The organism is Arthrobacter sp. 2762, assembly GCF_040548745.1.
GTDB lineage: Bacteria > Actinomycetota > Actinomycetes > Actinomycetales > Micrococcaceae > Arthrobacter.
Genome location: NZ_JBEPSI010000010.1, coordinates 75,718 through 100,845, shown reverse-complemented (window position 1 = coordinate 100,845; position 25,128 = coordinate 75,718). Strand labels below are relative to the sequence as shown.

General features: G+C 60.3%; 28 protein-coding genes. 20 read left to right on the top strand and 8 right to left on the bottom strand.

The window, feature by feature from the left end:
• Positions 1-40 precede the first annotated feature (40 nt).
• From mpaB to ABIE18_RS18010, 11 genes are all read left to right on the top strand, one after another.
• Positions 41-1,069 carry a daptide biosynthesis RiPP recognition protein gene (gene mpaB / locus ABIE18_RS18060; RefSeq protein WP_499723994.1) on the top strand — a complete coding sequence of 343 codons (1,029 nt, stop codon included), beginning with the start codon at positions 41-43 and terminating at the stop codon, positions 1,067-1,069.
• Positions 1,066-2,346: a daptide-type RiPP biosynthesis aminotransferase gene (mpaD, locus tag ABIE18_RS18055; RefSeq protein ID WP_499723993.1), complete on the top strand. Its 1,281-nt coding sequence runs from the start codon at positions 1,066-1,068 to the stop codon at positions 2,344-2,346. Before mpaB ends, mpaD begins: the two co-directional genes overlap by 4 nt.
• On the top strand, positions 2,343-3,557 hold the full coding sequence (gene mpaC, locus ABIE18_RS18050) for a daptide-type RiPP biosynthesis dehydogenase (RefSeq protein ID WP_499723992.1): 1,215 nt from the start codon (positions 2,343-2,345) through the stop codon (positions 3,555-3,557). Before mpaD ends, mpaC begins: the two co-directional genes overlap by 4 nt.
• A gap of 4 nt (positions 3,558-3,561) precedes the next feature.
• Positions 3,562-3,705 (top strand): daptide-type RiPP, encoded by a 144-nt coding sequence (locus ABIE18_RS18045; protein WP_431116704.1) that lies wholly within the window; start codon positions 3,562-3,564, stop codon positions 3,703-3,705.
• 46 nt (positions 3,706-3,751) lie between these two features.
• Positions 3,752-3,877, top strand: a complete 126-nt coding sequence (locus ABIE18_RS18040; protein ID WP_263422335.1) for a daptide-type RiPP — start codon at positions 3,752-3,754, stop codon at positions 3,875-3,877.
• Positions 3,878-3,939: 62 nt separating this feature from the next.
• Positions 3,940-4,077: a daptide-type RiPP gene (locus ABIE18_RS18035; RefSeq protein ID WP_499723991.1), complete on the top strand. Its 138-nt coding sequence runs from the start codon at positions 3,940-3,942 to the stop codon at positions 4,075-4,077.
• Between the two features lie 82 nt (positions 4,078-4,159).
• Positions 4,160-4,978, top strand: a complete 819-nt coding sequence (gene mpaM, locus ABIE18_RS18030; protein WP_499723990.1) for a daptide-type RiPP biosynthesis methyltransferase — start codon at positions 4,160-4,162, stop codon at positions 4,976-4,978.
• Complete coding sequence (locus ABIE18_RS18025; RefSeq protein ID WP_499723989.1) at positions 4,975-6,222, top strand: YcaO-like family protein; 1,248 nt, start codon at positions 4,975-4,977, stop codon at positions 6,220-6,222. The genes mpaM and ABIE18_RS18025 overlap by 4 nt, the downstream gene beginning before the upstream one ends.
• Entirely contained in the window at positions 6,219-7,901 is a 1,683-nt protein-coding gene (mpaP, locus tag ABIE18_RS18020) for a daptide biosynthesis intramembrane metalloprotease (protein ID WP_499723988.1), read from the top strand. Before ABIE18_RS18025 ends, mpaP begins: the two co-directional genes overlap by 4 nt.
• A gap of 192 nt (positions 7,902-8,093) precedes the next feature.
• Complete coding sequence (locus ABIE18_RS18015) at positions 8,094-8,279, top strand: hypothetical protein (RefSeq protein WP_499723987.1); 186 nt, start codon at positions 8,094-8,096, stop codon at positions 8,277-8,279.
• Entirely contained in the window at positions 8,276-8,875 is a 600-nt protein-coding gene (locus tag ABIE18_RS18010) for an NUDIX hydrolase (protein WP_499723986.1), read from the top strand. Before ABIE18_RS18015 ends, ABIE18_RS18010 begins: the two co-directional genes overlap by 4 nt.
• A gap of 8 nt (positions 8,876-8,883) precedes the next feature.
• Here the strand turns inward: ABIE18_RS18010 and ggt are convergent, their stop codons facing one another.
• Both ggt and ABIE18_RS18000 read right to left on the bottom strand, forming a co-directional pair.
• Positions 8,884-10,725, bottom strand: coding sequence for a gamma-glutamyltransferase (ggt, locus tag ABIE18_RS18005; RefSeq protein WP_499723985.1), 1,842 nt, complete (start codon positions 10,723-10,725; stop codon positions 8,884-8,886).
• A gap of 137 nt (positions 10,726-10,862) precedes the next feature.
• Positions 10,863-11,855 carry a LacI family DNA-binding transcriptional regulator gene (locus tag ABIE18_RS18000; protein WP_499723984.1) on the bottom strand — a complete coding sequence of 331 codons (993 nt, stop codon included), beginning with the start codon at positions 11,853-11,855 and terminating at the stop codon, positions 10,863-10,865.
• Between the two features lie 169 nt (positions 11,856-12,024).
• Here ABIE18_RS18000 and ABIE18_RS17995 point away from each other — a divergent pair, with 169 nt between their 5' ends.
• The 5 genes from ABIE18_RS17995 (at position 12,025) to ABIE18_RS17975 (ending at position 16,942) form a co-directional block, all read left to right on the top strand.
• Positions 12,025-13,326, top strand: coding sequence for a sugar ABC transporter substrate-binding protein (locus ABIE18_RS17995; RefSeq protein WP_499723983.1), 1,302 nt, complete (start codon positions 12,025-12,027; stop codon positions 13,324-13,326).
• Between the two features lie 53 nt (positions 13,327-13,379).
• A complete protein-coding gene (locus tag ABIE18_RS17990) occupies positions 13,380-14,273 on the top strand; it encodes a carbohydrate ABC transporter permease (RefSeq protein WP_499723982.1) in 894 nt (297 codons plus the stop codon).
• Complete coding sequence (locus ABIE18_RS17985; RefSeq protein WP_499723981.1) at positions 14,270-15,130, top strand: carbohydrate ABC transporter permease; 861 nt, start codon at positions 14,270-14,272, stop codon at positions 15,128-15,130. Before ABIE18_RS17990 ends, ABIE18_RS17985 begins: the two co-directional genes overlap by 4 nt.
• Positions 15,131-15,193: 63 nt before the next feature.
• Positions 15,194-16,102 (top strand): nucleoside hydrolase, encoded by a 909-nt coding sequence (locus ABIE18_RS17980; protein WP_499723980.1) that lies wholly within the window; start codon positions 15,194-15,196, stop codon positions 16,100-16,102.
• Between the two features lie 336 nt (positions 16,103-16,438).
• Complete coding sequence (locus ABIE18_RS17975) at positions 16,439-16,942, top strand: hypothetical protein (RefSeq protein ID WP_499723979.1); 504 nt, start codon at positions 16,439-16,441, stop codon at positions 16,940-16,942.
• Here the strand turns inward: ABIE18_RS17975 and ABIE18_RS17970 are convergent.
• From ABIE18_RS17970 to ABIE18_RS17960, 3 genes are read right to left on the bottom strand one after another with little or no spacing between them, the layout of a single operon-like run.
• Positions 16,887-17,093, bottom strand: coding sequence for a glycerate kinase (locus ABIE18_RS17970; RefSeq protein ID WP_499723978.1), 207 nt, complete (start codon positions 17,091-17,093; stop codon positions 16,887-16,889). The two genes, ABIE18_RS17975 and ABIE18_RS17970, sit on opposite strands and share 56 nt — an antisense overlap.
• Positions 17,090-17,254, bottom strand: coding sequence for a glycerate kinase (locus ABIE18_RS17965; RefSeq protein WP_499723977.1), 165 nt, complete (start codon positions 17,252-17,254; stop codon positions 17,090-17,092). Before ABIE18_RS17965 ends, ABIE18_RS17970 begins: the two co-directional genes overlap by 4 nt.
• Entirely contained in the window at positions 17,236-18,030 is a 795-nt protein-coding gene (locus tag ABIE18_RS17960) for a GntR family transcriptional regulator (RefSeq protein WP_499723976.1), read from the bottom strand. Before ABIE18_RS17960 ends, ABIE18_RS17965 begins: the two co-directional genes overlap by 19 nt.
• 220 nt (positions 18,031-18,250) lie before the next feature.
• On the opposite strand from ABIE18_RS17960, the gene ABIE18_RS17955 reads away from it, so the two are divergent.
• The 4 genes from ABIE18_RS17955 (at position 18,251) to ABIE18_RS17940 (ending at position 22,322) form a co-directional block, all read left to right on the top strand.
• Positions 18,251-19,288, top strand: coding sequence for a succinylglutamate desuccinylase/aspartoacylase family protein (locus tag ABIE18_RS17955; protein ID WP_499723975.1), 1,038 nt, complete (start codon positions 18,251-18,253; stop codon positions 19,286-19,288).
• On the top strand, positions 19,285-20,472 hold the full coding sequence (locus tag ABIE18_RS17950; RefSeq protein WP_499723974.1) for a M24 family metallopeptidase: 1,188 nt from the start codon (positions 19,285-19,287) through the stop codon (positions 20,470-20,472). The genes ABIE18_RS17955 and ABIE18_RS17950 overlap by 4 nt, the downstream gene beginning before the upstream one ends.
• Positions 20,473-20,502: 30 nt before the next feature.
• Positions 20,503-21,819, top strand: a complete 1,317-nt coding sequence (locus tag ABIE18_RS17945) for an MFS transporter (protein ID WP_499723973.1) — start codon at positions 20,503-20,505, stop codon at positions 21,817-21,819.
• Between the two features lie 140 nt (positions 21,820-21,959).
• Positions 21,960-22,322 (top strand): hypothetical protein, encoded by a 363-nt coding sequence (locus tag ABIE18_RS17940; protein ID WP_477513843.1) that lies wholly within the window; start codon positions 21,960-21,962, stop codon positions 22,320-22,322.
• A 37-nt stretch (positions 22,323-22,359) separates the two neighbouring features.
• On the opposite strand, the gene ABIE18_RS17935 is transcribed toward ABIE18_RS17940, so the two are convergent.
• The 3 genes from ABIE18_RS17935 to ABIE18_RS17925 form a co-directional block, all read right to left on the bottom strand.
• Positions 22,360-22,941 carry a dTMP kinase gene (locus ABIE18_RS17935; protein WP_499723972.1) on the bottom strand — a complete coding sequence of 194 codons (582 nt, stop codon included), beginning with the start codon at positions 22,939-22,941 and terminating at the stop codon, positions 22,360-22,362.
• 87 nt (positions 22,942-23,028) lie between these two features.
• The gene (locus ABIE18_RS17930) at positions 23,029-23,883 is read right to left on the bottom strand and encodes an enoyl-CoA hydratase/isomerase family protein (protein WP_499723971.1); all 855 of its coding nucleotides are present in this window, start codon (positions 23,881-23,883) and stop codon (positions 23,029-23,031) included.
• The gene (locus ABIE18_RS17925) at positions 23,880-25,109 is read right to left on the bottom strand and encodes a CaiB/BaiF CoA transferase family protein (RefSeq protein WP_499723970.1); all 1,230 of its coding nucleotides are present in this window, start codon (positions 25,107-25,109) and stop codon (positions 23,880-23,882) included. The genes ABIE18_RS17930 and ABIE18_RS17925 overlap by 4 nt, the downstream gene beginning before the upstream one ends.
• Positions 25,110-25,128 lie beyond the last annotated feature (19 nt).

Here is a 25,128-nt window from a genome sequence, read left to right as displayed (position 1 = left end):
CCACTCTGGCCCATAGCTTCGTCTCAAGAACGAAGGACTATTGGGGGTTGGGGAATTGACGCTAAGTCAGCAGCAGACCATTGCCGCAGCTGTGGACCAGTGGATTACCGGCATGCCAGGGCGCATCGCAGGCTACGTCGTTTTCGTGGAGAATCCCGAGCACATCGACTACGTGAAGACGCTGGTAACCGAGGGCTCGGTCATCCTTGCTCTCAACGGGGACAAAGACGATGAAGCCATCACAACAGTGTCCGGCTCGTTCGACGCCGCCGGGGAAGAACTCCTGGTAGACGGCACACTCAGCCTGGAAATCCAGGACTACGTGGCCATACCTTTCGTCAATCTGGTGGGCGTAACAGTGGTCAGGATGACCACCAAAGAGGACTGGCAGGCCTTCCTTGACGATGTTGAAGAAGCCCGGCGTTCGGGACACTTCGTCTGGCAGCTGACGGAAGTGAATGCTGTTCTGGCCGAGCGTGCCTTGCTCACAGGGATAGAACAGAAGAACATCTCCTTGGCAAGGCTGCACATCACTTGGGATGGAAGAATTCTCAGCGGCCCCTATGGAGCAGAGATTGGCCGGACCGGCGATGCGATCGAAGACCTGCGCGCCGAGTCAGCTGCCCTGAGTCCCGCATCAGCCATGGCTGCGCCCAACTGTGTGGACATTGAGGCCCTCAAAGCCAACCCTTGGATTCCGCGCTACCTTGCCGCTTTGGATGCATGGAAGTTCATCCCCCGTGAAGCCCGCGAGACCACCAGCTTTGTGGGCTTCGGAGCCAGCCTCTTCAGCGCAGCATCGGGAGTCCCTTCGGCTTCGGCTCCTTTCATCGTCCAAAGGGCAGGGGAGTACACGCTGCTGGACACCAAGTCGGGTCGCGTCTTCAAGATTGGGGTTGACGCCGCCACCATCATCGAAGCCATCTCCAACCTGCGGGACGTCAGCGCTGCTGCCGCAGTCATAGCACCCGCCCTCAACGTCTCAGAGGCCGTGGCCGCAGGATCCGTGACGGCAATCCTGAATCAGTTCGAGCAGCTCGGTATTGATCTCATCGGCACAAAACGATGACCCCACCCCTGGAACCCCGGACCCAGCTCCCACTCTGGGTCCCGCTGGTAAGCCAACACGATTTCGAGGCAGCAAGCCACACAGCGGTCAGTGCCCAAGGCGTCCACGTGACCTTCGAAGACGGACGACGACGGCTCTGCGCGAAGAGCGGCCTATGGAACGCGAACCTCGGCTACGGCAACGCACGGATTGCGGAGTCAATAGCCAAAGAACTCGAAACAGCGTCCTACCTCCCGCTCTTCCGGACCGCGCACAGTAAGGCAATCGAGGTGTCCAAAGCCCTCCTTGAATTGCCCAAGCATCAATTCGAGCGCGTACTCTTCTCCACCTCCGGAGGTGCCGCCAACGACGCCGTCATGAAGCTCGCCCGCCACTACTTTGTCCTGGACAAACAACCCGAACGCAAACTCGTCGTCGGGTTAAGGGGGAGCTACCACGGGCTCACGTACGGAAGCCAGGCACTCAGCGGCGACGACCTCGGTCAAGCCGTCTATGGCGTCGACAGGCGCAACATCCGGCATGTCCGGTTCGACGACGGTGGCGCCCAGTTGGCCCATCTCATGCAAAGGGAGGGGCATCGCATTGCGGCCGTCATCGTCGAGCCCGTCTTAGGTTCGGGTGCGAAAGTCGTACCGGACGCTTTCGTGAGCGCACTCCTCAAACACCGGGAGGAGCATGGCTTCCTTGTTGTGGCTGACGAAGTCGCCACCGGATTCGGCCGTATTAAAGGATGGTTCGCTTCAGATGAGTGGCGGGAAGCCCCGGACGTCATTGTTAGTTCCAAGGGACTGACCAACGGCACCAGCGCATGCGCCGCCCTTCTGATCGGCCGGCGCATAACCCAGCTCTTCGATAAGAATGAAGCCGTCTTTGTCCACGGCGAAACCCAAGCCGGAACTCCAGCAACCTGCGCCGCCATTCTCAGCACGATCTCCGAGATGAAACGGCTGGATCACAGCACTCTGACTCAGCGGGTATCAGAAGGCCTCGACACGCTCATTGTCAATCTCCAGGACGTTCCAGGGGTCGGCGAGTCCTCAGGACGCAGCTGTATGAGGGGAATCCTGCTGCGAACCAAGAGTGGATCACCCCTTTCTCCGAACGGTGTCCTTGCCGTCGTGCGGCGGATCCATCAAGCCGGAGCCATCGTGCAGCCTGGGCCAGGTCGGATCCAACTCCTGCCAGCGCTGACCTTCACGCAGGAGAACTTCGAGGAACTGCACGCGGCCATTGTCCACGGGCTGGCAAAGGCAGAACACGACGGAGTTTTCGCATGATCGCGGATCGCACATGGAGCACGCGATGCGTCGTCCTCCACTCAGGGATGGCACCCAAATACATCGGCGGACTTACCCGCGGCCGGACCGGACTCGTGGTGGATGGTGCACTCCCAGGACAGAGGGATGCCCTCTTGGCCGGCGACTTAAAGGGAGCGCCAACCTTGGAGTTGGATGCTGGCCCGGTCAACGTCGAGACCATGCGGCTTGTAGGCGGCTTCATTCGCAAACAAGGGCTTCAGACCGTTGTGGGACTTGGCGGCGGTTCAGTGATGGACGCCGTAAAACTGGCGGCATTGTTCACCGCGGACCCGAGCCTCACGATCTTCGTCGAACGCCATGCCAAGCGCTCGGGTCTCATCGTTCTGCCTCCGGTCGCTTATCCAAATGAGCGTCCCCGGACCGTCCTCCTGCCGTCAACTGTGGGGACCGGCGCCGAAGTCAGCGCTGTAGCGTGCCTGGACACCGCCGTCGGGCGCCGTTTGATCGCCTCACGTCACCTGTCAGGTGACGTGGCAGTGCTCGACGCCGGCAATCTCGCCACCCTGCCGAGGCAGCTGCTTTTCGAAGGGCTGCTGGAGGCGTTCCTCCGGGTGGCGGGGACCCTGATTGGCAGCAGCTCCAACATTTTCGACGACGACGGTTACTCACTCTTGGCGCGGATCGTCAGGCTCGGCAATCGAGTGACGCGTGAGGATGGGCCGGGGCTGAGACTGACGGCGGCCCACCTCAGCATGGAGACGCACACCGGTTGGGCCCTGGTAGCTCGGGACCCCTACGGAGCGAAGCACTGGTATGTCGCCAACGAACTCGCCCATGTGACAGGGGCCAGAAAGATGACCGCCACAGCCTCCGTGATCAGTCCCATCTGGGAGGAGATTCTCCACGGAACGGCATCCTGGGGTGACCGTAACCGCCTTCTAAAGCTCTGGTCAGTGGTTACAGATGCGGATCCGTCATTGGACTCCAACCCCGCCAAGGGCATCAACCAATTGATGTGGCGGTGGGGCATCGCGCGCCTGGACGCCATTAGCGAGAAGGCGTTGATGAAGACTACTGCCGCCGCTCTCCGGAACTGGGGTGGCGGGCTGCCGATGCTGCGGGGCCTTGATGGCGTGCAGGTCCAGTATGTCCTCTCCAAGGCAGCGCTGGAACAACAAATCTTGCCAGGCCCAGTGGGTGAGCTACGAGCGGTAAGGGAAAGGGGGTGAGCACATGAGCAGCACTCTTGCACCCAGGACTTTGGACCTCACCGTCCAGGAACTGGAAAGCATCGACGTCCCTGACGACTGGAGCGAACGCATCCACGGCATCACCGTTGGCCTCGCATTGATCGGGATCGCCGTCAGCATCACCTGACGAATACGCGCAGTCCTTCAACCCGCATCGAAGGGAGGTGAACGCAATGCAGAAACAGCTCAACATCTCCATCCAGGAGATCGAATCGCTGGACACCCCGGACTTCAACAACTGGTTCATCGGAGTGTCCCAGGGAGTTGCAATCGGCATTATCGCCGTCAGCATCACCTAACCCCCTCCGCGAAACGGAAGGGCCCAACAACAGAACGATCAACAAGAGCAAGGAGAACGCAAATGATCGCAAACTCGAACCTTCAGCTGACCATCGAAGAACTGGAGAACCTCGACACCCCGGACGATACCCCGTGGTACATGCGCGTTGGTGACGTCATCATCATCGCCGGCATCTTCATCGGAATCGCCGCCACCTAGCTGGTGCACGCGGGTGGCGCGACGCTTCGCCGCCGCCCGCGTGGATCCCCGACTCCTACCAACTCCCGGAGAACACGAGCTGATGAATATCCCGCCCGACAAATCTGCTGATGCCATCCTGCGCGTCCTTGGCCACCTGGATCCTCCCGAGGATCTATACAGCGTTGCAGGGTCCCGTCTTTACGATCAGATCACCGCTGACGATCTGACCGAACTTCCCGAGATCCTGGCTGCAGCACGTAAAACCACCGGCCCCATTCTGGAATTGGCTGCGGGATCAGGCCGGATCACCCGGCCGCTCCTCGCCTTGGGACGTCCTCTGACCGCCGTCGACTCCTCGCCGGAAATGCTCGCGATGCTCGCGGAAAGGATCGGCACCAAAGCCTTTAATCCCCGCGAAGTGCCGGTGGAATTGCTCGAGGCGGACATGTCCCGATTTGAGATCGACGGCGGCTTCGGTTGCGTCGTTCTCGGCGCCAGTTCCATCACGCTCCTGGACCCCCAAGACAGGAGGGAGTTGTTCCGCCGCGTCCGTGACTGCTTGATGCCCGACGGACGCTTCCTGTTGACGGTACTCAACGCCGACAGTCATGAGGCATCGGAAGGATACGACGGCGGAACGACGGTTTCGGCGCTGGGCGAGGACGCATTCCTTATCACTGTGGAAAGTCGTGATCCGGTCAACGGGGCCCGGCACGTAACCATGATCCACGTTGGCTTCGATGAAGGCGGCACGTACCGATCGTCCGCGTATTCAAGCGACATCGCGTTCGTCAGTAACAGCCTCATCGAGGAAGAAGTGCTGGCAGAAGGCCTCACCATCCTCGAGCGTCGGCCCGTCCGCATCGCCACGCAGGTGCCTGGCTTGGATGACGTCGAGCTGTGGGTGTGTGGCAGATGAGCATCGATCCAGTACTTACCCTTGATCCTTCGCTGGGACTAGTGTCCTCGGCGACGGTCTATCTGCCCAACGATGTAGGGCTTTGGCGAACCGTAGCCTCCCTCGCTAATGGGAGGCCTGACGGGAAGGGGTTCGCGACCGCCGTCGGAGCTTTTGACGTGAAGAAGCGTTCCTCTATGACGCGGGGCGCAGGCGAGGCCGTAGAGCGTTTCGCGTTGGCGCCCATGGCCGCGGACTCTGAGCACCTTCGTGCGGCGACAGACCGTGCGGCGAGAGACGCAACGGACAAGCGCATCGATTTTGTGTCCGCCGGGTTGGGACGTGCCTCCGCCCTCGCCTTCGACTTCCCGTGGTACCGGGCAACGGACTTGCTGACAGGCCAGGAATCACACGTACCGGCTCCTGCGGTGGACTACGCCGCTGGTGGATCCACGCATCCGGATCCATGGAGCGGGTTCTTTGATCCATCGCCGAATGGCGCAGCGTCCGGTCCGTCAGAAAGCTTCGCGCAAGCATCTGGCATCGGTGAAGTGATAGAACGGGATGCCTTCCTTTCTGCCTGGCGCCAAAGGGTTCCACTCCACGAGTTCGTGGCTGGGGCGATGCCGGCCGATGTGCTCGTCGCTCCGGGCACCCGGGGTCTACTTCTGCTCCTGGAGGCTGCACGCAAAACTGACATCGCCCCAACACTTGCCTTCATCCCACAGGGTAAAAGTCCTTTGCATATTGCGGTCTGCTTCATCACTGGTGACACCGGGCACGGCCACTTCGGTGCTGTTGGACTCAAGGCGGCCGCCGACCCCGTCGCCGCTCTGAGAGGAGCCTTGCAGGAAGGCCTGCAGATTCGCGAACTCTTCCTTTCACGGATGCCGTCGGCAGTTCCATCGCCGCAAGTGATCGACGACGAATCCCGCGCCGAGTTCTGGACCACCGGGCAAGCTCTGGCTGAATTACTTTTGTGGGTTCGAACCTTCAGGCCTGCCCACTTTCCGCAGGTCAAGCCCATTCCGAACGTCGACGTCCTGGTGAAGTTTTTGGCGGGGCGAGACATTCGATCACACTGGGTCAGCCTCACCCACCGCCTCCCAGCGGCAATTCAGGAGCTCGGGTGGGTAGCGGGCAAGGCGATTTGTCCTGGCGCTGTTCCGCTGACGATGGATGAAACCAAAGGACTGGTCCAGATGCCGTCCGGTTCGGTCTGTGACCCCTCCGGTATGTCCTTAACACCCCACCCGCTGATATGAGAAAGCTCGCCATGCTCGGATCGCCCAAGACTCGGACACCCGTTCAGTGGCCGGTTCAGTTGGCGCCATCGGCCTCCATTGATCAACCGCTAGTGGACGGTGGTCCTTGGATTGTTGCCATAAACAGTGTCCCAAAATCCCGGGTTTCAGCAGATGTGGCCGCCGTCCTCAGAGCCGTTGACGGTGAGCGAAACCCCGCCCAGGTGGCCCAGCTTTTGGGGTTGCCGTGGACGGCTGCCGACGTCATGGGGATCGTTCGGCAGCTGGCGCACACTGGCATCTTCGACGGCGGTGCACCCCCGCCGAGGGACCGGCGCGTTCAGTTCCGGGCTCCCTTGACGGTGCAGTTCACCTTGTTCAATCCGGCGCCGCTCCTACTGCGGTTCCGCCCAGTGGTAGCTGCCTTTGCGCGGCCAATCGCTGCGCTGCCACTTGCCTTGCTTCTCATTGGCGGGATGCTGGGCGCCTTGACGGCTGGCCCGAACATTTGGCGGGTCTTGGCGACGCCGCTGCCACTTGGGGTGTATCTCTATGTTGCTGGGGCGATGTTTGCCTCCACGTTGCTGCATGAATTCGGCCACGGAATGGCCCTCAGCTACTTTGGCGGCACGCCCCGGCGAATTGGCATCATGCTGTTCTACCTATCTCCGGCCTTCTTCTGCGACGTAACCGATGGCTGGCGGTTGAGCTCACGCAAGCAGCGAGTGGTGATCGCGCTCGCTGGGCCGCTGGTGCACCTTGGCCTAGGGGCCAGCGCGTTGGCGCTACAGACTTTCCTTCCGGCATCCTCGGTGAAGGATGCGGCTCTTCTCTATGGCGTTATTTGTTGGGCTGTCGCCATTTTGAATCTCTTCCCGTTCATCAAGCTGGACGGCTACGTTGCCTTGATGTCGGCTGTGGACATTCCCCACCTTCGCCAGAAATCCCTTAAGGCGCTGGCCGACGTCGTTGGCTCCCGGATTCTTGGAGCGCGGGCCACCTTTCGCGGCAACGGTCTGCTTCCATGGTTTGGATTGGCGAGCTTCATCGCGGGCGTCGGCTTCATGATTATTGGCTTTCAACGCATCGTGCCGATCTTCCTGCAGCTCGGATACACAGGGCACATCGTGGTGTTTGCCATCCTCTGCTTGCTCGTAGTGATGGCGTGCAGGAGTGTGGTTCAGTTTTTCCGCGCGGCTGCGAAGAACGGCAGCCCACTGTGGAGGCGTGTCCTTTTCATGCTCATAAGCTCTCTTGCCATAGGGACGCTTCTCGCCGTGATGCCTGTGAGTCGGATGACCGTAGCGGGCTACACCTACATGAACGGCGAGTTGCTCATCGTGACGCCCAACGGAGCTGACAATCGCGAGCTGGAACCGGGCGACAGCGTCGCCTTGCAATCGCAGGGAATGGTCATTCACGAAAACCTGGGGCGGGCCACTATCGGTGACCACCCGCCGTCGTCATCCACTGCACCTGTGGACACCATCGTTCCCTTGGCGCTCGCAGGCACCACGTTGCCCGTGTTGGCCTACGTAGGTCAGGTGGCAGAAAGCACATCCCTCCCTGCTTCGGGGCGGGCGGAAGTAGCCAGCCGAGGCCAAGCAACCTTGGGGGAGTGGCTCTGGCAAACCTTTTCACAATCCCCGTTATGGCCTGGACAACCCGAACGCGACGACCACACGAAAGGGCACCCATGACAATGCACGCCAGCTTCGAAGGATTTCCCGTTCCAAACTGCCGACTGGGCGAATCAAGCGGCAGTCCACATACCGGCGTCGAAGTCTTTCTTCGGGGCCGCTGCTTGGCGGTTAATCGTCTTGGGGGCAGCCTGCCTGTGTTCTCCAAGCGTGACTTGGCCTGACAACTACCACTCAATCAAGGAACTCATTGTGAATCGTAAACCGATGGTATGGCTGCTTCTCGCCCTCGTCATGGCCTCCTACGCCGCTTACATTTTCATCTCAAGCGGCAGCGAGTCTGTGTGGTCCCTCATTTCCGGAATCATCATCGCGGCAGCTTCGTTGGTGATGTTGTGGAGATTCTGTCGGGAACTCAAGACCAACCGCCAAGAGTGAACAATTCGGACGAATTGTGGCGAAAACTCTGGACTACGCGTGCGTACAAAGGCTTTGTCACCATCAATCAGGACACCTACTTGGAGGCTGACGGCTCAGTTTCAACCTGGGACGTCATCGCGGGCCCCGACTCCGCAGCGGTTCTCGCCTTCACGGAGGGCGGAACAGATGTGGTGCTGTTTGAGCAGTTCCGCGTCGGCCCAGGAAAGACGTTGCTGGAACTGCCCGGGGGCTACCTGAATGAGAACGAAACTCCGGTAGATGGCGCCCAACGCGAGTTGGCCGAGGAAACAGGCTATGAATCGTCGGCCGTCTACTACGCAGGATCCGAATGGTGGTCCGCCAACTCATCCCGGCGGAAGCATTTGATCATTGCAGCAGAAGCCCGCCTCGGCAGCGACCCATCGTGGGACCCTTCCGAGGCGGGCTTCGTACGGCTATTGCCAAGCGATGAACTGATGGATTTCCTGCTGAGCGGTGAGCTGACAGACGCGGGACTCGCTTGCCGCGGACTCATGAAGTTCGCTGCCAGCACCCAACGGAGCCCTGCATTGGACAAGCTGCAGGCAACGGTCCGAGACCTGTTTCCCGGCTAATACGTCAATCACGGCCCGCTACTTGGTTTCAAAACCATCGCCGATCCACCTCCACGTCGCGTCGGCTCAGCTGCAGCCGTGAGCTTTCCGCCTTCGCCGAACTCAATCGCCGTAGCTGCACCTATTTCGGCTGCCGAGGTGAAAGCATCACCGGCCGGGACCAGATCATGGCCCAACGATTCCAGCGCGGGACCATAAGCATCAATGAACGCCGGCTCGGAACTCACGGTGAGACCGTTTCGAGGAGCAGCTCGTGGAGCGGCGATAGCCTCGGAGATATCCATCCCCAGGTCAACGCGGTTCAGGATGGTCTGCAGCACGGTGGTGATGATGGTGGATCCGCCCGGGGAGCCGAGGGCCAGGAACGGGTTACCGTCTTGCAGGATGATGGTTGGCGACATCGAAGAACGGGGACGCTTGCCTGGCTGGATCCTGTTGGGATCAGTCGCCTTATATTCGGCGCTGAAGTCAGTCAACTCATTGTTCAACAGGAATCCGCGGCCTGGGACGACGATCCCCGATCCACCCGTCTGCTCAATGGTCAGGGTGTACTCCACCACGTTTCCCCATTTGTCGGCGACCGTCAGGTTGGTGGTGGAAATGTTCTCGGTGTCAGTCTCATCGGCGAGCGGTGCAGCCGCGGCCGGGCACGCGCCGTCGTATGTTGTGATGTTACCGGGGTCCACCGGTTTGGGCGCTGCCGCCGTCGGATCAATCTCGCAAGCGCGTTCCTTGCCGAAAACCGGGTCGGTGAGGACGTCAGTCGGGACTTTGACGAAGGCCGGATCGCCCACATAAGCGCCACGGTCGGCGAACGCCAGCGAGCTGGCCTCGAAATAGTGGTGCAGCGCGTCCACCGGCTGCATGTCCTTCAGATCGAAGGTTTTCAGGATGTTCAGCGACTCGCCAACCGTGGTGCCCCCGCTGCTGGATGGCGCCATTCCGTAGACGTCATAGCCGCGGTAGTTCACGTGCGTCGGATCCTGGTCGATGGCTTTGTACGCAGCCAGATCGTCGGTGGTCATGAACCCAATTGGCACGGGCAGATCAGTCTCGCCTGATTTCGGCGGCGCTTTTACTGCGGACACGATCTCTTCCGCGAGCGGGCCCGTGTAGAAAGCGCTGGTGCCTTGCTTCGCCAGGAGGCGGTACGTCTCGGCCAGCTCGGGGTTTTTGAAGATACTCCCGACGGCGGGAGCGTCACCGCCGGGGAGGAACAGGTCCTGCGTGGAGGTGAACGTATTGAAGCGGAACTCGTTGTCCAGGGTCTGGTTTCGGAACGTCTCGTCCACCACGAACCCTCGGTTGGCTACCTTGATTGCCGGCTTTAGTGCCTCGCCCAAGTCCAAAGTTCCCCAACGCTCAAGTGCGCGTTCCCAAGTGGCCGGGGTGCCGGGGACGCCGACGGAGACGCCGCTGGTTGGCAGTTCGGGCCTCTTGGTCGTAAAGAGATAGGGCTTGCCGGTGGCGGGATCGATGAACGCATCGTTCGGCATGGTTGCCGGCGCCGTTTCGCGGCCATCAATGGTGCTGACTTTCTTGGTCTTGGCGTCGTAGAACACGAAATAGCCGCCGCCTCCAATGCCGGCGCTATACGGTTCTGTTACACCAAGAGTGGCGGCCGCAGCGACTGCGGCGTCGGCTGCGTTACCACCTTTGCGAAGGACTTCGATAGCGGCTGCTGAAGCCTCCGGATCCACGGTACTCACGGCGCCGCCGTACCCGGTGGCAGTGGGGTTTTTGTCGGTTTCGCGAGGATCGGCGAAGGCAGGACTCGCCACCGCTCCGCTAGTCACGCTCAGGGCCAGGGCTGCGGTGACCGCAGCCAGTTGGCGTCTCACATGTGTCATGGTTCTCCCAGATTTTTCCCAGACGATGATGTGGTTGGACGGTCCGGCCACCCTACTTCGGGACATTGGGGAGATTCAACGGTTGTTTTCGCCGCCAAAAGCTGCCATGGGGCTCAGCCTCTGAACGGTCCGGTTTGTCAGGCGCGGGACGATTTGCGAACGATCAGCTCGAAGTCAAAGAGTTCGTTGACGATTGTCTTGTCCCCGTCGGCGTCGACGTTCCCGTCGACCAGGATCTCAACGGCGCGGTTCGCAATGGACTGCGTTGGCTGCCGAATGGAGGACAGAGGAGGCACGGAGAATTCGGAGGCGGCAGTGCCATCGACGCCGATCACCGCAAGTTCGTCCGGAACATTCAGGCCAAGTGTGTAGGCGGCGAACAGGACGCCGTGCGCCTGTTCGTCCGTTGTTGCATAAATGGACCTGGGTGCGTCGGCAGCGCGGAGCCATTCCAAGGCAACTTCGGCCGCTCCGGCCCTGGATATCGGCGATGCCCGTCTGGAGATTGTCACGGATGTTCCGGAAACGGCTCGCTCGAAACCGGTGGCATGCTGCCTGGTGCCCACGGAGTCGAGTGGCCCGTTCAGAAGTCCGATGCTCTGGTAGCCCTCTTCCAACAGATGACGGGTGGCCACGTACGCGGCCTCCTCGTAATCGATGGTCAGGGATGATGCGTGTTGTCCGGCGGAGAGCGGGTGGAGGGCCACGACGGGAAGGCCGGCCACATTGATCGGTTTGAGATCGGGCTCGTCCAGGAGTGAGACGAGGATGATGGAGTCCACCTTCCTTTCGATGAAGGACTCCATCAGGCGGCGTTCCTGCTCCTCCACCGTTGCGGAGTCGCCGATCAACAGCAGATGGCCACGTTCGGCGGCCGCAATCTCGACGGCCCTGGCAAGTTCGGCGAAGAACGGGTTGGCGATGTCCGGAACTATCAGGCCGATGGACCTCGTCTTACCTGCGCTCAGTGCACGCGCCAAAGCGTTTGGCTTGTAGTCCAGTTCCTTGGCAGCCTTGAGCACGCGTTCACGGGCAGCTGCGGAAACCGCGCGGGGGCCGTTGTTGAACACGTAACTGACAACAGCGTTGGACGTTCCGGCCAGTTTTGCCACGTCTCTGGCTGTCGGCATGGGCTTCTCCTGATGTGCTAGCGGTCTAACCGGGTAGATCTGTTGATCATAGCTGCCGGGCCCGGTGATTCAACTGTTCGGAAATCTCTTGTCAAAGCTATTTCCTCCGCGTAGTCTAACCGGTTAGATGCTCGTTTCGCATCCGACTCAATCTCCAGAAAGGCTTCCCGTGAAGCACAATCTCCTTGCAGCCACCTCGCTGCTTGCGGCCGGAGCAATCTTCCTGGCCGGCTGCTCTACGAGCCCCCAGAACTCCCCATCTGCACTAGGAAGTGATGGCTCCGGAACGGGCACAGTAAATCTTCTTGGTCCTGAAGATCCCGCCACTTTCGCCCCAGTCATTGCCGCTTTCCAAGCTAAGAATCCGGACATTTCCATCAAGTATTCGCAGGTGCCGTTCGACCAACTCAACCCAACGCTTCAGCAGCGCCTTGGGGCCAAGGACGACACGATCGATGTCTACACCGTGGATCAGCCCCGGCTGTCCCAGTTGGCCGCCCAAGGATTCCTTGAGGACCTGAGCAGTCTGAAGGAGCCGGCCAAAGCCGCTGTTCCGGACGCGCAGTTCAGTGTGAACCTTTACGATGACAAGCTATGGGCGCTGCCCATCTGGAACTCCACCCAAATGCTGTTCTTCAACAAGACAGCCCTGGATGCGGCCGGCGTGAAGCATCCATCGGTTGACCCCTCCCAGCGCATGACGTGGGAACAGATAGCCACGGATGCCAAGAAAGTCCAGGCGGCGGGAACGCAGTACGGCCTGCTCCTGGAACAAGTCGAGGCTTACTACCAACTGCAGCCACTGGCTGAGTCTGCAGGTGGTGGATCCGGCATCACGGGCGACAAGATGTTGACCACCGACATCAACAACGCGGGCTGGGAAAAGGCCATGCAGTGGTATGCGGATACGTTCGCGTCGGGGCTCTCTCCCCGCGGCGTTGGCGGTTTCCAGACCAGCCCGGTCTTCACGTCCGGCAATGTGGCGTACTTCGTTGGGGGCCCCTGGGATGTTGGCGGCTTCGCCAAGACGAACATCGATTGGGGCGTGGCACCCATGCCGTACTTCGACGGCGGAAGCCAGGTAACGCCAACAGGCTCGTGGTCGTGGGGCATCAATCCCGCATCCAAGAACAAGGCAGCCGCAAAGAAGTTCCTGGAGTTTGCGTCCTTGGACACGGCGGGAAACCTCGCCACCACTGAGGCGACCACCATTATCCCTGCCAACAGCGCGGCAACGGCCCAGTATCTGCCCAAGCTCGAAGCGCTGGGCGGTGACCACAGCAAGGGACTGGCCGAGTTGATCGCCCACGAAAATACTCAGACAGCGAAACCGCGCCCGGTCAGCGTTGGCTATATCCAGTTCGAAGAAATCATGGGCAAAGCCTTCGCTGATATCCGCAACGGAACTCCGGTCAACGAGCGACTGAAGCAGGCATCCCAACAGATCGCCGATGCTTGGAAGCAGCTCTAGCCATGTCCCCCTCGCAAACAACCAATCGTCCACCTGCAACGCAGCATCGAGCCGTGGCGGTGCCTCCGGTCCGTCGCAGGAGGCGTGCATCGTTGGTGGCAGTGGCGGCCGCGTTCCTGGCTCCCGCTTTGATCAGCCTGATAGTGCTTCGTCTTGCACCCGCGGCTGTGGCCCTGTGGGAGAGCCTGTTCCGTGAAAGCTTCCTGCGTGGTGGAACAGTGTTTGTGGGCTTTGAGAACTATGCCGACCTCTTTGGCAATGCAGACTTCAACAACGCCCTCCTGGTGACGCTGGTCTTTTCGGCAATCGTGAACCCTCTCCAGATTGCTGTGTCGTTCCTGCTTGCTGTCCTTTACACCCGCAAGGCTGCCGGCGCAAAGGTTTGGCGCTCCCTGGTGGTCCTTCCCATAGCAGTCCCGCCCGCAGTTTCGGCGGTCGTGTGGAGCGTCATCTACCGGCCCGACGGCCTGGGTAATTCATTCCTTGACCTTCTGGGACTTCCGGCGCAGCCGTTCCTGACCTCGCCGCAGCAGTCGCTCGCGTCCATCATGGTGCTCCTGAGCTGGATCGGCGTCGGCTATTGGATGCTGTTCCTGATCGCCGGTATCAACGATGTTCCCAACGAGCTCTATGAGGCCGCATCCATCGATGGAGCCTCAGCCTGGCGGAAGCTCTGGTCCGTCACGTTCCCCTTGGTCCGTCGACCCCTTGCCTTCGTCCTGGTTGCCGACACCGTTTCCAACTTCCTGATCTTCGCGCCCGTCCAGATACTCACCAAAGGCGGTCCGTCAGGTTCCAGCAACCTGCTCATGTATGACATCTACACCCGGGCTTACACCCTCGGGGACCTAAGTAAAGCCCAAGCGGAAGTGATCATTCTCGTGTTACTGACCCTCGCCGTCGTCGCCTTGCAATTCAGGCTGCTTCGGAGCTCTGATGCGGCATGAGTGCGGTCGCGGCGGCCAAAGCATCAGGGCGCCGGAGCCTTGGCTACATCGCACTGAGTGTCCTGGGCGCCTGTGTTGGACTGTTGTTCCTGATCCCGCTCTGGTGGACGTTCGTTAATTCACTGCGACCCGGTGGCGATACCTTCCGGTACCTGAACCCGTTGCAGTGGGAAACGTTCTTCACCATGACTCCGAGCCTGGACAACTATGCCGAGCTGCTGCGCAGCAACCTGGGGCTGGCCATGCTGAACTCGATATTCGTCAGCGCGGCCACCGTGGTGATCGGCCTCGTGATTTGTTCCATGGCAGCTTTCGCCCTTGCCGCCATCCCGTTTCGTGGAAGCGGCGCCGTCTTCGTGGTAGTGGTGGTGAGCTTCCTGATCCCGTTCGACGCGATCGCCATTCCCTTGGCGGATCTCTTCCGTGACTGGAACCTGCAGAATACGTATGCCGGGCTGATCCTTCCGGGTTTGGGAAACGGCATGGCGATATTCCTGTTACGCACGTTCTTCCTGGCCATCCCCAAGGACCTCGTGGAGGCAGGCCGCCTGGACGGTTTGGGCTGGTGGGGCATCTTCCGGCGGATCTATCTGCCGCTGTCCGTTCCGTCCCTCATTGGCGCTGGACTGACGCTCTTCCTGTTCCAATGGCAGTCCTACGTTTGGCCGTTGCTCAACGGCACGGACGAGCAGCACATTCTCGGTCCCATCGCCCTGTCCAATCTCCAAGGCCAATTCAACGTGGACTACGGCGTGATGTTCGCTGGATCGATAGTCCTTACGGTGATTCCGCTCGCCATCATCATTGGCTTCCAGCGCTACTTCATCCAGTCCGTGACCACCACCGGGCTCAAGTAACTCCCCATCAACCACCTCGGCATGGCGCAGCCCTGCCCGAAGCAAACTACAGAAGGAACAACCATGGGTGCTCAGCACCGCATCATTCTTGACACTGACATTGGATCCGACGTCGACGACGCACTGGCTTTGGCCCTGATCTTTGGCTCACCCGAGGCTGAACTCCTTGGCGTCACCACGGTGTACGGCGACACTCTGCTGCGGGCGCGGCTCGCAAAGCGGTTCGGCAAACTGTCGGGACGAGACATCACCGTGCATCAGGGAATTGCCAGCCCGAAGTCAGGCCGTGAAGTGTGGTGGCCCGGTCACGAAGGTTCCTTGCATGACGGACTCCCGCAGGAAACCATCGAGTCCGAGGACGCCGTGGCATATTTGGTGCGGGAAGTCGCCAACAATCCCGGACAGATCGACCTCATAGCGATTGGACCCCTGACGAACATCGCAGCGGCCCTTGAAACTGATCCAACGTTCGAGCGCAATGTGCGGCATCTGTGGATCATGGGCGGAGCGTTCGGTACGGGCGAAACCGAGCACAACTTCCGCAGTGATGACCAAGCAGCGCGGACCGTTTTCGCTTCCGCCCTTAATATCACCGTCACCGGCCTTGAAGTGACGCGCCAAGTGGAGATGCGCCGGGACCAGCTCGAACTGATCGCTGCGGCCGGCCCGCTAGGGGAAGCGCTCGACGCCGATATCCGGCAGTGGTGGGCGTTCTGGAACGAGGAATGGAATGTTCCGCACGACCCCATCACGGTCCTGACGCTGCTTCGCCCCGAGCTCTTCGAAGTGTCCGCACCCGGCACGGTCTCGATCACGTGCGACGGCGACTCGGCGGGATTGAGCACGTTCACCCCGGATTCCGAGGGCCGGGTTCGCCGTGTCACCACGATCGACGCGAAATCAGTCGCGAACGAAATCAGCACCAGAATAGTCAAGGCGGGCAGGCTGCTGCACAACGTCGAAACTCCCTGAGCCTGACCATGCCGTCATTGCTGGGCGAAGCGCGTGCTTCGTTCAGCAGTTACGGGGATCGGCCGGTAGCCGGGGCTAGATTGCTGTCCCCATGATCAGCCCGATCGCTTCACGGCTCGGGCTGATTTTCTTAGGAAGGCCGCAACGTGTGGTTTTTCTATTCGATGGAGAGTAATCTCTGGCCCGATGCCCCTTTTTCGCAGGCATTGGCTTGGCGGTCTCGGGGAATGGCCGCTGTTAGGGACTTGTCCCGTGAGCGCAGGCACTTGGTCTCCTTCCACAACTCATGGATGGTGCCGCGGAATACACTCGCTCCGCTCGAAATCGAGGAACCCCATGAAAAACAAAAACGCGCTCAGGCTCGCGCCGGTTGCAGTGCTGGTCGCTGCCACGCTTTACCCGACTGTGCCGGCGGCAGCCGCCTTGCAATTACCCATATCCCTTCCAGCAGGGGAGGGCTGCGCGTTTGCTCTGAAGCTTGATGGATCTGGCGGCATCATCCACACAACAGAGTTCAAGGACGAAGAAGGCAACGTGGTGCGTCTCCTGGAAGCCGGCAAAGGCGTCCTCCTGACTTACACCAACCTCGATACCGGGGAGTCAGTCACGATCCGGACTGACGGTTCGGTAGCCAGCACGCGGGTCAATGCTGATGGGACGCTCACGGTCACGGCAACTGGCCACAACGGGCTGATCCTGTTTCCGACGGACATTCCTGCAGGGCCTACGACTACGCATTACATCGGCAAATTGGTCTACGACATCGATCCTGTTACAGGCGTTTTCACTCTGGTGAGTAGTTCAGGCCAGCAGCGGGACATCTGCGCAGAACTGGAGTAGCGGCGGAGGACATCTCGGCCCACCGCTCTCGCGGCAGCAGCGAGCGGCCGGCGACGGCGATGATGGGCCGGGTGCCGGAACGGCGGGCGACGGCGGCGGGCAGCTTCCCTGCGAGCGTCTGCTCGTCGATACTGCCCTCGCCAGTGATCACAAGATCGCAGTAGCCCCAGAGCCGGCGAGCACCGAAACGAAGTGCGCCAGGCCGGCGTCGAGCGTTGAAACTTCGGCGGGGCAGCAGCCCTTCTGCGGACCAAATACCGGCGGCGCCCCGTGTGGTCCGCAGAGTGGAACTCCTATGAAAGCCGCTGCCAATGGGACCTGTACGAGTAGGACTCCGGGAGGAAATAGCTGGATTGAAGTTCGACCATGGCGTGCTGATCGTCGTAATAGGCAAGATCGATGCGCAGCGAAGTTTCTCCCTCTTCGCGTTGAAGGTTCATGGCTGCCTCTGGTGACAAGCCCGATGCGGTGATGCTCTGCTCTGCGCTTGCGATGCCTCCAGGGATGCGTTCATCCAGGATTTCGGCCACAGTCCTATACGATGCGGTCCCGGGTTCCTTTAGTTCGCTTACATTCTGGAGCAGTTCGCCGATGTGAGGGGGCATGAACACCGAGGTGTAGCAAAAGGCACCTTGGTCGTTAAGGCGCCGGAAGGATGCGCACGCAACGTCGTCGGTTGGCAGACGGAGCCTGCCTGCCGCGGCCAGTTCGATGCGCTTATGAAGGGGAATGACGAGTTCGTAGCGCGAATCATGAACCGATGAGAGCAGGTCCCTCGCCGAGCTGAATTGCCGTCCAGTCTCCCCTGACGGCGCCAGGAACGTACCTTTGCCGGCGATTCGTACGATTAGTCGTTCCCTGGCGAGTTCTTCCAAGGCCTTACGGACGGTTTGGCGGCTTAGCCCGAACTGTTTCACTAGCTGGGCTTCTGTGGGCAGCATGGCGGTCTCAGGCAGAACGTTCATCTTGATGGCTTCACGCAATGCCCTGCCAAGCCATTCGTGTCGCTTTTCCCCTGGCAACGGCCCGGCATCGCGGATGTCGGTGAGGAGTGTTTCGGCGTCGAGGGTTTCGATCGATGATGTCACACTGCAGCCTTCGCTCGGTTGTACGTACAAATACAACCATAGCTAATACTGCCAGCTTCAGCCACTGCGCTCTGCAGTCAATCCTGTGGACAGTCCTCACGATCTCCGGCCACTAAAAGACAACCTTTTAGATCTCTGGACAAGACCGAGAGAATACATGTACCGTAAATGAACGTACAAATAAGCGGTTTGTCAGGACTGCGCAAGGAGGCATTGTCAGATGACTGAAAACCCGAACTTGACCGTCGGTGGGCTCGAAGTGGAGCCAGGAGAGAAAAAGAAGGGCTGGCTCAAGCTGGGCACCAGGCCGGATGGGACGCCCTTGGGCATCCCACTGGTAGTGATTAACGGTGCCAAGCCAGGCCCGAGACTGGCTCTGATCGCTGGGGTGCACGGAGACGAGTACGACTGCTGCGAAGGTCTTCGACGGTTTCTGTCCGATGTTGATCCATCCACGCTTTCCGGGGCTATAGTCGCCACCCCACAGGCCAACCCCGCGGCATTTGAAAGCTTCTCCCGGCACAGCCCGGTAGACCACCTGGATCTAAACCGGTGCTTTCCCGGTAACCCTGATGGCTTCCTGACTGAACGCGTTGCAGATGCGCTGGTCACGCACATCATGGCCGGAGCGGACTACCTGCTTGACATGCACAGCGGCGGAATGACTCTTGGCCTCATGCCGTTTGTCGGTTTCGATGACAGCCCAGGGGAAATCGGTGAGAAGTCCTTCAAGCTGGCTCAATCAACCGGTATTGAAACTTTGTATGCGGCCGTGCCGTTCAAGAACGTTCTGCGGTTGGTCGCTGCCGAGAGCGGAGTGCCGTCCATTCTGGTCGAAATCGGGTCGGAAGGGCGCATGCGGGAGGACCTGGCGGAACAGGCCAGAATGACACTTGCCGGTGTTGCCCTGCGGCTCGGCATGGTTCCGGAATCGGAAAAATGGACGATCCCTTACACAGAGAATCACACCATCGTCCGCGCAGCGAAGACAGGGGAGTTCCTGCAGGCACCAACCGGCGGGTTCCTTCTGCACCGTGTAGCTCTGGGACAGACCGTAGAGGCGGGAGAGGTCCTGGGCGAGATTGTGGATCCCTTCGGCGAGCAGCTTCACGAAATTCGCGCCCCGCATGGCGGTCTTATCGGTGAAATGCGAACAGTTCCCGCCACAAGGATCGGTGACTGGACGCACGCCGTGCTGCCGGTTGCAGGAAGAGTGCCCACCGGATCCGATCTGCAGACCCTTAGGACCTTGCCATGAACATGAAAACAGTTGAGACATCCATGGAGTCACCCCTCTTTTACGGCGGTGACGGCCTACAGGAAACCAAAGTCCGGCGCATGCGAACCCTTATGGACGAGAGGGGGCTTGATGCAATCCTGTTCATTAAGCACGACGCCGTGCGGTGGATAACCGGGTTCTATGCAAAGGGGTACCGCCCCTTTATCGAGATCGAGTACCTGGCTCTACTCATCAACAATGGCCCGGTAATTCTCGGAACCGCACTCAGCGGCGAACGCGCCCGGGCAATGTCACGCTCAAGGGCTGACGAGGTTGTGCAACTTGGCAGCCGGAGCACATGGGCCGGAACCGTCGAAGACATTCTCACCCTGCACGGCCTGACGAAGGGCCGGATTGGCTTTGACTTCCTAACCCATGACCTGGACCGAGACCTCCAAAACCGGCTCCCCAAGGCCGAGTTCGTGGACGCATCGGCGCTGTGGACCGAGGCAACCAAAATCAAGGAGCCCGAAGAAATCGCCCTCCTAAGGCAGGCGCTGGCCATCACCCAGGACGGAATGAGGGTCGCCTTGGACACAATTCGTCGGCCGGATGCGCCACGTGAAATTGATGTTGCTGCCGCAGCGGAGTACGAAATGCGCCTCGCGGGATCGGAAATGACGCCCTTCATTACCAACGTGGCGTCCGGACCAAACGCAGCCATCTTCGAACGGCTTGCAACCGAACGACGGATCAACGACGGGGATATGGTCATCGTGGACCTTGGGTGCGTCTACCGCGGTTACACAGGAGATTTCGCACGGGGGACTGTTCGCGGAAAAGCGTCCCGAGCTCAAAAGCGGCTTTACCGGGCCGCCTGGCTCGCCCAGCAGGAAGCCATCCACGCTATCCGGCCCGGAGTCACCTGTGCCTCCATCGACAAGATCGCACGCGATGTCCTCATCCAGGAAGGATACGGCGAGTACACCATGCCCTGGGCGTCCGGCCACCAGCTCGGCTATGGCCTTCACGGGGCTCCGGTCATCGCACCCGGAGTGCACGACGTGTTGATGCCCGGAATGGTCATCAACATCGAGCCTGCCGCCTGCACACCTGACCAGCCGGAAGTAGGCGGCGTCGAGATTGAAGACACCGTACTTGTCACGGAAAACGGCTACGAAATGCTTACAAACTTCCCCTACGACGAAGACCTCTTGTCCTGACCCGGCTGCCCAGAAAGGTAGGAAAATAAAATGAATGAAACAACGAAAGCAACTCCCGTGGTGAGCGAAACCGTCACCAGCTCCATCAGGCGACGTGCAGTGCTCGCCGGCGCCATCGGCAACATGGTGGAATGGTATGACTTCGCTGTCTACGGACTGTTCGCCGTAATCATCGCAGCGAACTTCTTCCCAAATCAGGACCCAACGGCGGGCCTCCTGTCGACCTTTGCCGTCTTCGCGGCCTCGTTCTTTATCCGCCCCCTCGGCGCCGTTTTCTTCGGTCATTTTGGAGACAAGCACGGGCGAAAGAACGTACTCCTGGCCACTGTTGCACTCATGGGCGCAGCCACCGTCGCCATCGGCCTGACACCCAGCTATGCGTCAATTGGCATTGCAGCACCCGCTTTGCTCGTCCTGTTTCGTTTTGTCCAGGCCTTCTCGGCCGGCGGGGAGTGGAGCGGCTCCTCCGTCTACACAGTCGAATATGCGCCGCGCAACCGTCGTTTCCTTTACGGCAGCTGGGTTCAAGTCAGCGCGTCCGCGGGAACCCTGGTGGGCTCGCTGACTGCAGCACTCTGCGGCCTGTTGTCTTCGGACGCGGCCCTCCGTGACTGGGTTTGGAGGATTCCTTTCATCCTCGGCGGCATCATCGGTGTGCTGGGGCTTATTCTTCGGGCAAAACTGGAAGACACTCCGGAATTCAGGAAAGCCCAATCAGAACCGAAACCGCACAAGACCCCACTTGGTTCGGTGTTCAGGAACTACCGCTCCGAAGGGCTCATCGCCATCGGAATTACCATCGGCTACTCGGTAAGCATCTATATGTTCTCTACTTACCTGCCGACCTATATCAAGACCACAACGCAGGTACGCCTGACGGACGCCCTGCTCGGGAACTCCTTGCAGCTATTGGTCCTGATGATCTTGATTCCATTCGCCGCGATTCTTGCCGACAAAGTCGGCAGCAGGAAGTTGCTCATCGCCTTCGCAGCACTCATGATCATCTGCGTCGTGCCCCTGTTCCAGCTCATCGCGATCGGGACGGTGGGCTCCGTGATACTTGGACAGGTCCTGTTTGCCGCTATTGTCTCGCTCATTGGAGGAACTGCGGTCACCACCACCACCCGGCTTTTCCCCATAGACGTCCGATACACAGGACTTGGCGTCAGCTACAACATCGCTGTGGCCGGCTTCGGAGGAACCGCACCCTTCATCTCAACCTGGCTCATCGGATCCACCGGCAGCCCAATCTCACCGGCGTACTATGTCATCTTTGCCGCGCTGATTGTCGGACTGGTCGCCGTATTTGCCCTGAAAGGCAGGGACGCGGCTGCAGCATCAAATTAGCCGCAAGGCAAAACAGCGTCGTGCTTGAGGGGAGGGAACGGAAGTGTCCCTCCCCTCAAGTTGCATCTGAAGGGAAGGGATAATTCAAATCCGCGCCTCATCCCGCAATTGAGCCGACGCGATCTGATAGGAAAGGCAGTGTGAAATCACTGGATGACTACCTCTTCGACGTTGACAACCGGCCGTCGAACGGTGAGCTTCGGTTTTGGGTCGGGTTTCAGGTGGTGGTCTTGGGCGCCCTTGGTTATGCGGTCCCTTTGTTCATCCTGCACTGGGCTGGTGTGCGGCAATGGGCGCTGGTCATTATCCCGTTGCTCTGCGCGGCCGCGTCAGTGTGGTGGCTCTTGCGATTCCTCAAGCGACGTGGCGTGGAGAGCAAGGCGAAATACCGGGCTCACGGCGGCAACCCTGCGGGCACCAGTGACCTTCTGTTCGGCCAAGTGTCCTACGAGATCACAGAAGATGGCCGTTGGAAGTGGCCAACGCCAAGCTCAGGCGAATAAAGCGCTGAAAACGACGTCATCTGCGACTCAGTTGGGTTCAAACCCGGACGCACTCCTTCGCGGCGATGACCTGGTTCAACTCGGCGAACACGTCGTCGGGGGTTCCGTTGGCGTCAACCCCGAGGAAGTCGGCGAACTCGGGGAGGGAGCGGTAGGCGGCCCGGAAAGCTTCCAGCTCAGCCAGCTCTTCCTGGTCCGTGCCGCGCGCCAGGACCCGTTCATGAGCACGGCGCGGGTCAACGTCCAATTGGATGATGAGGTCCGGATCGGGGAGCTTTTCCAGCAGCCAGGGGAGCAACCGGCCCCGGCTCAATCCAGCAGCGCGGCGCAGCGCAAGTTGGCAGTATAGATGCCTGTCCATGACCACCAGGCCGCTGAAACTCCGGGCTCGCGCATGTGAAACAAGGACGTTGCCCACGCGGATGCACGTCTCTACAAAATCGGCACCGCGTGGCGGCAACTTCCACCCGAATCGGTCCGAAATGAGCGACATCCGTCGCCGTGCAGCGTGGTTGCTGAGGAGCAGCGCGTTCCGCCCCTCAGCGCGGGCCCTATCCACCAAGGCGCGGGCCGCCGTCGTCTTTCCTGAACCGTCTATTCCTGTCAGAACAATGAGCATGGGGCCTCCCGTCGTCTCCAGTTCAACGGAGGAAAGGCCGGCCTTGTCCCTGATTGAGGCATAGATCACGTCTCGGGCAAGCCCTGCTCACCCAAGAGGCCGCCACGTAAACCGGGGTTGTTCGCGGTTCAGGAACGCGCTGATGCCAATTTCCATGTCAGGACTATCGGGCATCGCGGACCAGGCGGCAGCCCACTCCTGATCGATGTCAGGCTGCCCGGCATCCGAAGCATCCGCAGCTTCCAGGTCCACCAACCGCTTCATGGAATGCACCGAGAAACGCGAACGGCTCCGCAGGGAACCAAGAAGCGCCTCGCACTGTTGCTCAAAGGACGCGGAAGGAACGACGTCGGCCACCAAGCCCAGCGCTTGGGCTTGCGTTGCGCTGAATGTTTGCCCGGTAAGGAGGATGTATTTGGCATTGGCGTGCCCCACCAGCCGGACCAGCCGTTCAATCCCTGGGCGTGGGTAGATGATGCCGATCTTTGCCGGGGTCAGCCCGAAGACGGCACGTTCGTTGGCGATGATGAAGTCGCAGGCAGAGGCGATTTGCCACCCTCCGCCCATGCAAGCGCCGTCAACCAAGGCCACTGTGGGTTTGGAAAGAGATGCAATGGCGTGATCGGCCAGGCTGAGGTGGTCAACCACAGAACCGTCCGGCTGGGGATCCAACAGCACGGACGAGAGCTCGCTGATGGAAGCCCCTGCGCAGAAAGTGTCGCCCGCACCGCGTAGAGCCACCACGGCAATATCGGGATCGGCGTCGAGCTTGGGCATCAGCTCCTGGATTTCCAGGCACATGGCTTTGGTGAGGGCATTGCGCTGCGCAGGGTTACAGATTTCCACGGTCGCTATGCCATCAGCCACCGAGACCGCCAGGCGGCCCACAAGGCCCTCGGGGGAAACAGGGGAAACACGAAACGCCTGGGAAACTGTGCTCATCGCAGGACTCCAATCTTTGCCGAAACCGATGCCGGCCCGCACAGAACGCGACCCTCGCGCTCAAGCCGGGTGACGTCGTCGTGGGTCATTCCCAGTTCCATGAGTACTTCGGTGGTGTGTTCGCCCAGAAGCGGCGGGGGCGACAGTATTTCGCTGGCCTCGCCGTCCAAGCTCAGAGGCCCGCGTAGGAGTGGAAGTTCAGAGCCATCCCGCCGCTGGCTGTGCTGGACAAGACCCAGAGCGGCAACCTGCTCGGAGGCCAGAGCCTGTGTGTAGTTGTAGATGGGGCCGCAGGGGATCCCAGCCTGGCTGATCAAGGGCACCCATTCGGCCGCCGGTTTGGCCGCCAAAGCAGCTTCGATGAGTTCGGTAAGCAGCTGCCTGTTGGCCGAGCGGTCCGCCCCAGTGATGAAGCGGGGATCCTCTATTGCCAAGGGAATGCCCAGCAGGCCACAGAATGCCTTCCATTGTTTGTCGCTGCCCACCGCGATATTGATGGGTTCGGTGGCAGTGGCGAACTTGCCGTAGGGGGCGATGACGGGATGGTTATTGCCCTGCGGTGTGGGCGCCTCACCGAGGCTGAGCGCCTTCTGCCCCTGAAAAGCGGACAGGTTCAGCGCGGTTTCCAAAAGCGAAGTGGACACCCTGCTGGCGTTCTCACCGTTGCGGGCTCCGAGCAGCGCTGCGAGGATCCCAAACGCGCACACCATTCCGGAGGTGATATCCACGATCGGTATCCCCACGCGGTACGTTTCACCGGGGCCTGCTCCCGTGACCGACATCAACCCGGACATTCCTTGGATGACCTGATCCAGTCCGGCGTCGTCCTTAAGGGGTCCAGTATTGCCGAACCCGGTGACGGATCCGACGACGAGTTCGGGATTGAGTTCGTCCAATCTTGACGAGGAGAATCCCATCTTCTGCAGGGTGCCGGGTTTGAAGTTCTCCACCAGGACGTCGGCTTCGGCTATCAGCGTGGAGAGGATGTCGCGCCCCTCGGCCGAGTAGAAATCGACACATACAGAGGATTTGTTCCGGTTCACAGAATCGAAGTAGAGGCTGTGGCCATCCTGGAACGGCGGCCATTGGCGGGCGGTATCGCCCCCATTGATGCTTTCAACCTTGATGATCCGGGCACCCATATCGGCCAGGAGCGCAGTGCAGTAGGGTCCCGCGAGGGCTCGGCTGAGATCGACCACGGTGATTCCGCGGAGTGGTTTGAGCATGGTGGGCACCTTTCGTGCG

Bases quoted from the DNA above. Each gene is read 5' to 3' on its own strand.
- mpaD (WP_499723993.1), top strand. From the start codon at position 1,066: ATGACCCCACCCCTGGAACCCCGGACCCAGCTCCCACTCTGGGTCCCG.
- mpaC (WP_499723992.1), top strand. From the start codon at position 2,343: ATGATCGCGGATCGCACATGGAGCACGCGATGCGTCGTCCTCCACTCA.
- ABIE18_RS18045 (WP_431116704.1), top strand. From the start codon at position 3,562: ATGAGCAGCACTCTTGCACCCAGGACTTTGGACCTCACCGTCCAGGAA.
- ABIE18_RS18040 (WP_263422335.1), top strand. From the start codon at position 3,752: ATGCAGAAACAGCTCAACATCTCCATCCAGGAGATCGAATCGCTGGAC.
- ABIE18_RS18035 (WP_499723991.1), top strand. From the start codon at position 3,940: ATGATCGCAAACTCGAACCTTCAGCTGACCATCGAAGAACTGGAGAAC.
- mpaM (WP_499723990.1), top strand. From the start codon at position 4,160: ATGAATATCCCGCCCGACAAATCTGCTGATGCCATCCTGCGCGTCCTT.
- ABIE18_RS18025 (WP_499723989.1), top strand. From the start codon at position 4,975: ATGAGCATCGATCCAGTACTTACCCTTGATCCTTCGCTGGGACTAGTG.
- mpaP (WP_499723988.1), top strand. From the start codon at position 6,219: ATGAGAAAGCTCGCCATGCTCGGATCGCCCAAGACTCGGACACCCGTT.
- ggt (WP_499723985.1), bottom strand. From the start codon at position 10,725: ATGACACATGTGAGACGCCAACTGGCTGCGGTCACCGCAGCCCTGGCC.
- ABIE18_RS18000 (WP_499723984.1), bottom strand. From the start codon at position 11,855: ATGCCGACAGCCAGAGACGTGGCAAAACTGGCCGGAACGTCCAACGCT.
- ABIE18_RS17985 (WP_499723981.1), top strand. From the start codon at position 14,270: ATGAGTGCGGTCGCGGCGGCCAAAGCATCAGGGCGCCGGAGCCTTGGC.
- ABIE18_RS17980 (WP_499723980.1), top strand. From the start codon at position 15,194: ATGGGTGCTCAGCACCGCATCATTCTTGACACTGACATTGGATCCGAC.
- ABIE18_RS17975 (WP_499723979.1), top strand. From the start codon at position 16,439: ATGAAAAACAAAAACGCGCTCAGGCTCGCGCCGGTTGCAGTGCTGGTC.
- ABIE18_RS17955 (WP_499723975.1), top strand. From the start codon at position 18,251: ATGACTGAAAACCCGAACTTGACCGTCGGTGGGCTCGAAGTGGAGCCA.
- ABIE18_RS17950 (WP_499723974.1), top strand. From the start codon at position 19,285: ATGAACATGAAAACAGTTGAGACATCCATGGAGTCACCCCTCTTTTAC.
- ABIE18_RS17945 (WP_499723973.1), top strand. From the start codon at position 20,503: ATGAATGAAACAACGAAAGCAACTCCCGTGGTGAGCGAAACCGTCACC.
- ABIE18_RS17935 (WP_499723972.1), bottom strand. From the start codon at position 22,941: ATGCTCATTGTTCTGACAGGAATAGACGGTTCAGGAAAGACGACGGCG.
- ABIE18_RS17930 (WP_499723971.1), bottom strand. From the start codon at position 23,883: ATGAGCACAGTTTCCCAGGCGTTTCGTGTTTCCCCTGTTTCCCCCGAG.
- ABIE18_RS17925 (WP_499723970.1), bottom strand. From the start codon at position 25,109: ATGCTCAAACCACTCCGCGGAATCACCGTGGTCGATCTCAGCCGAGCC.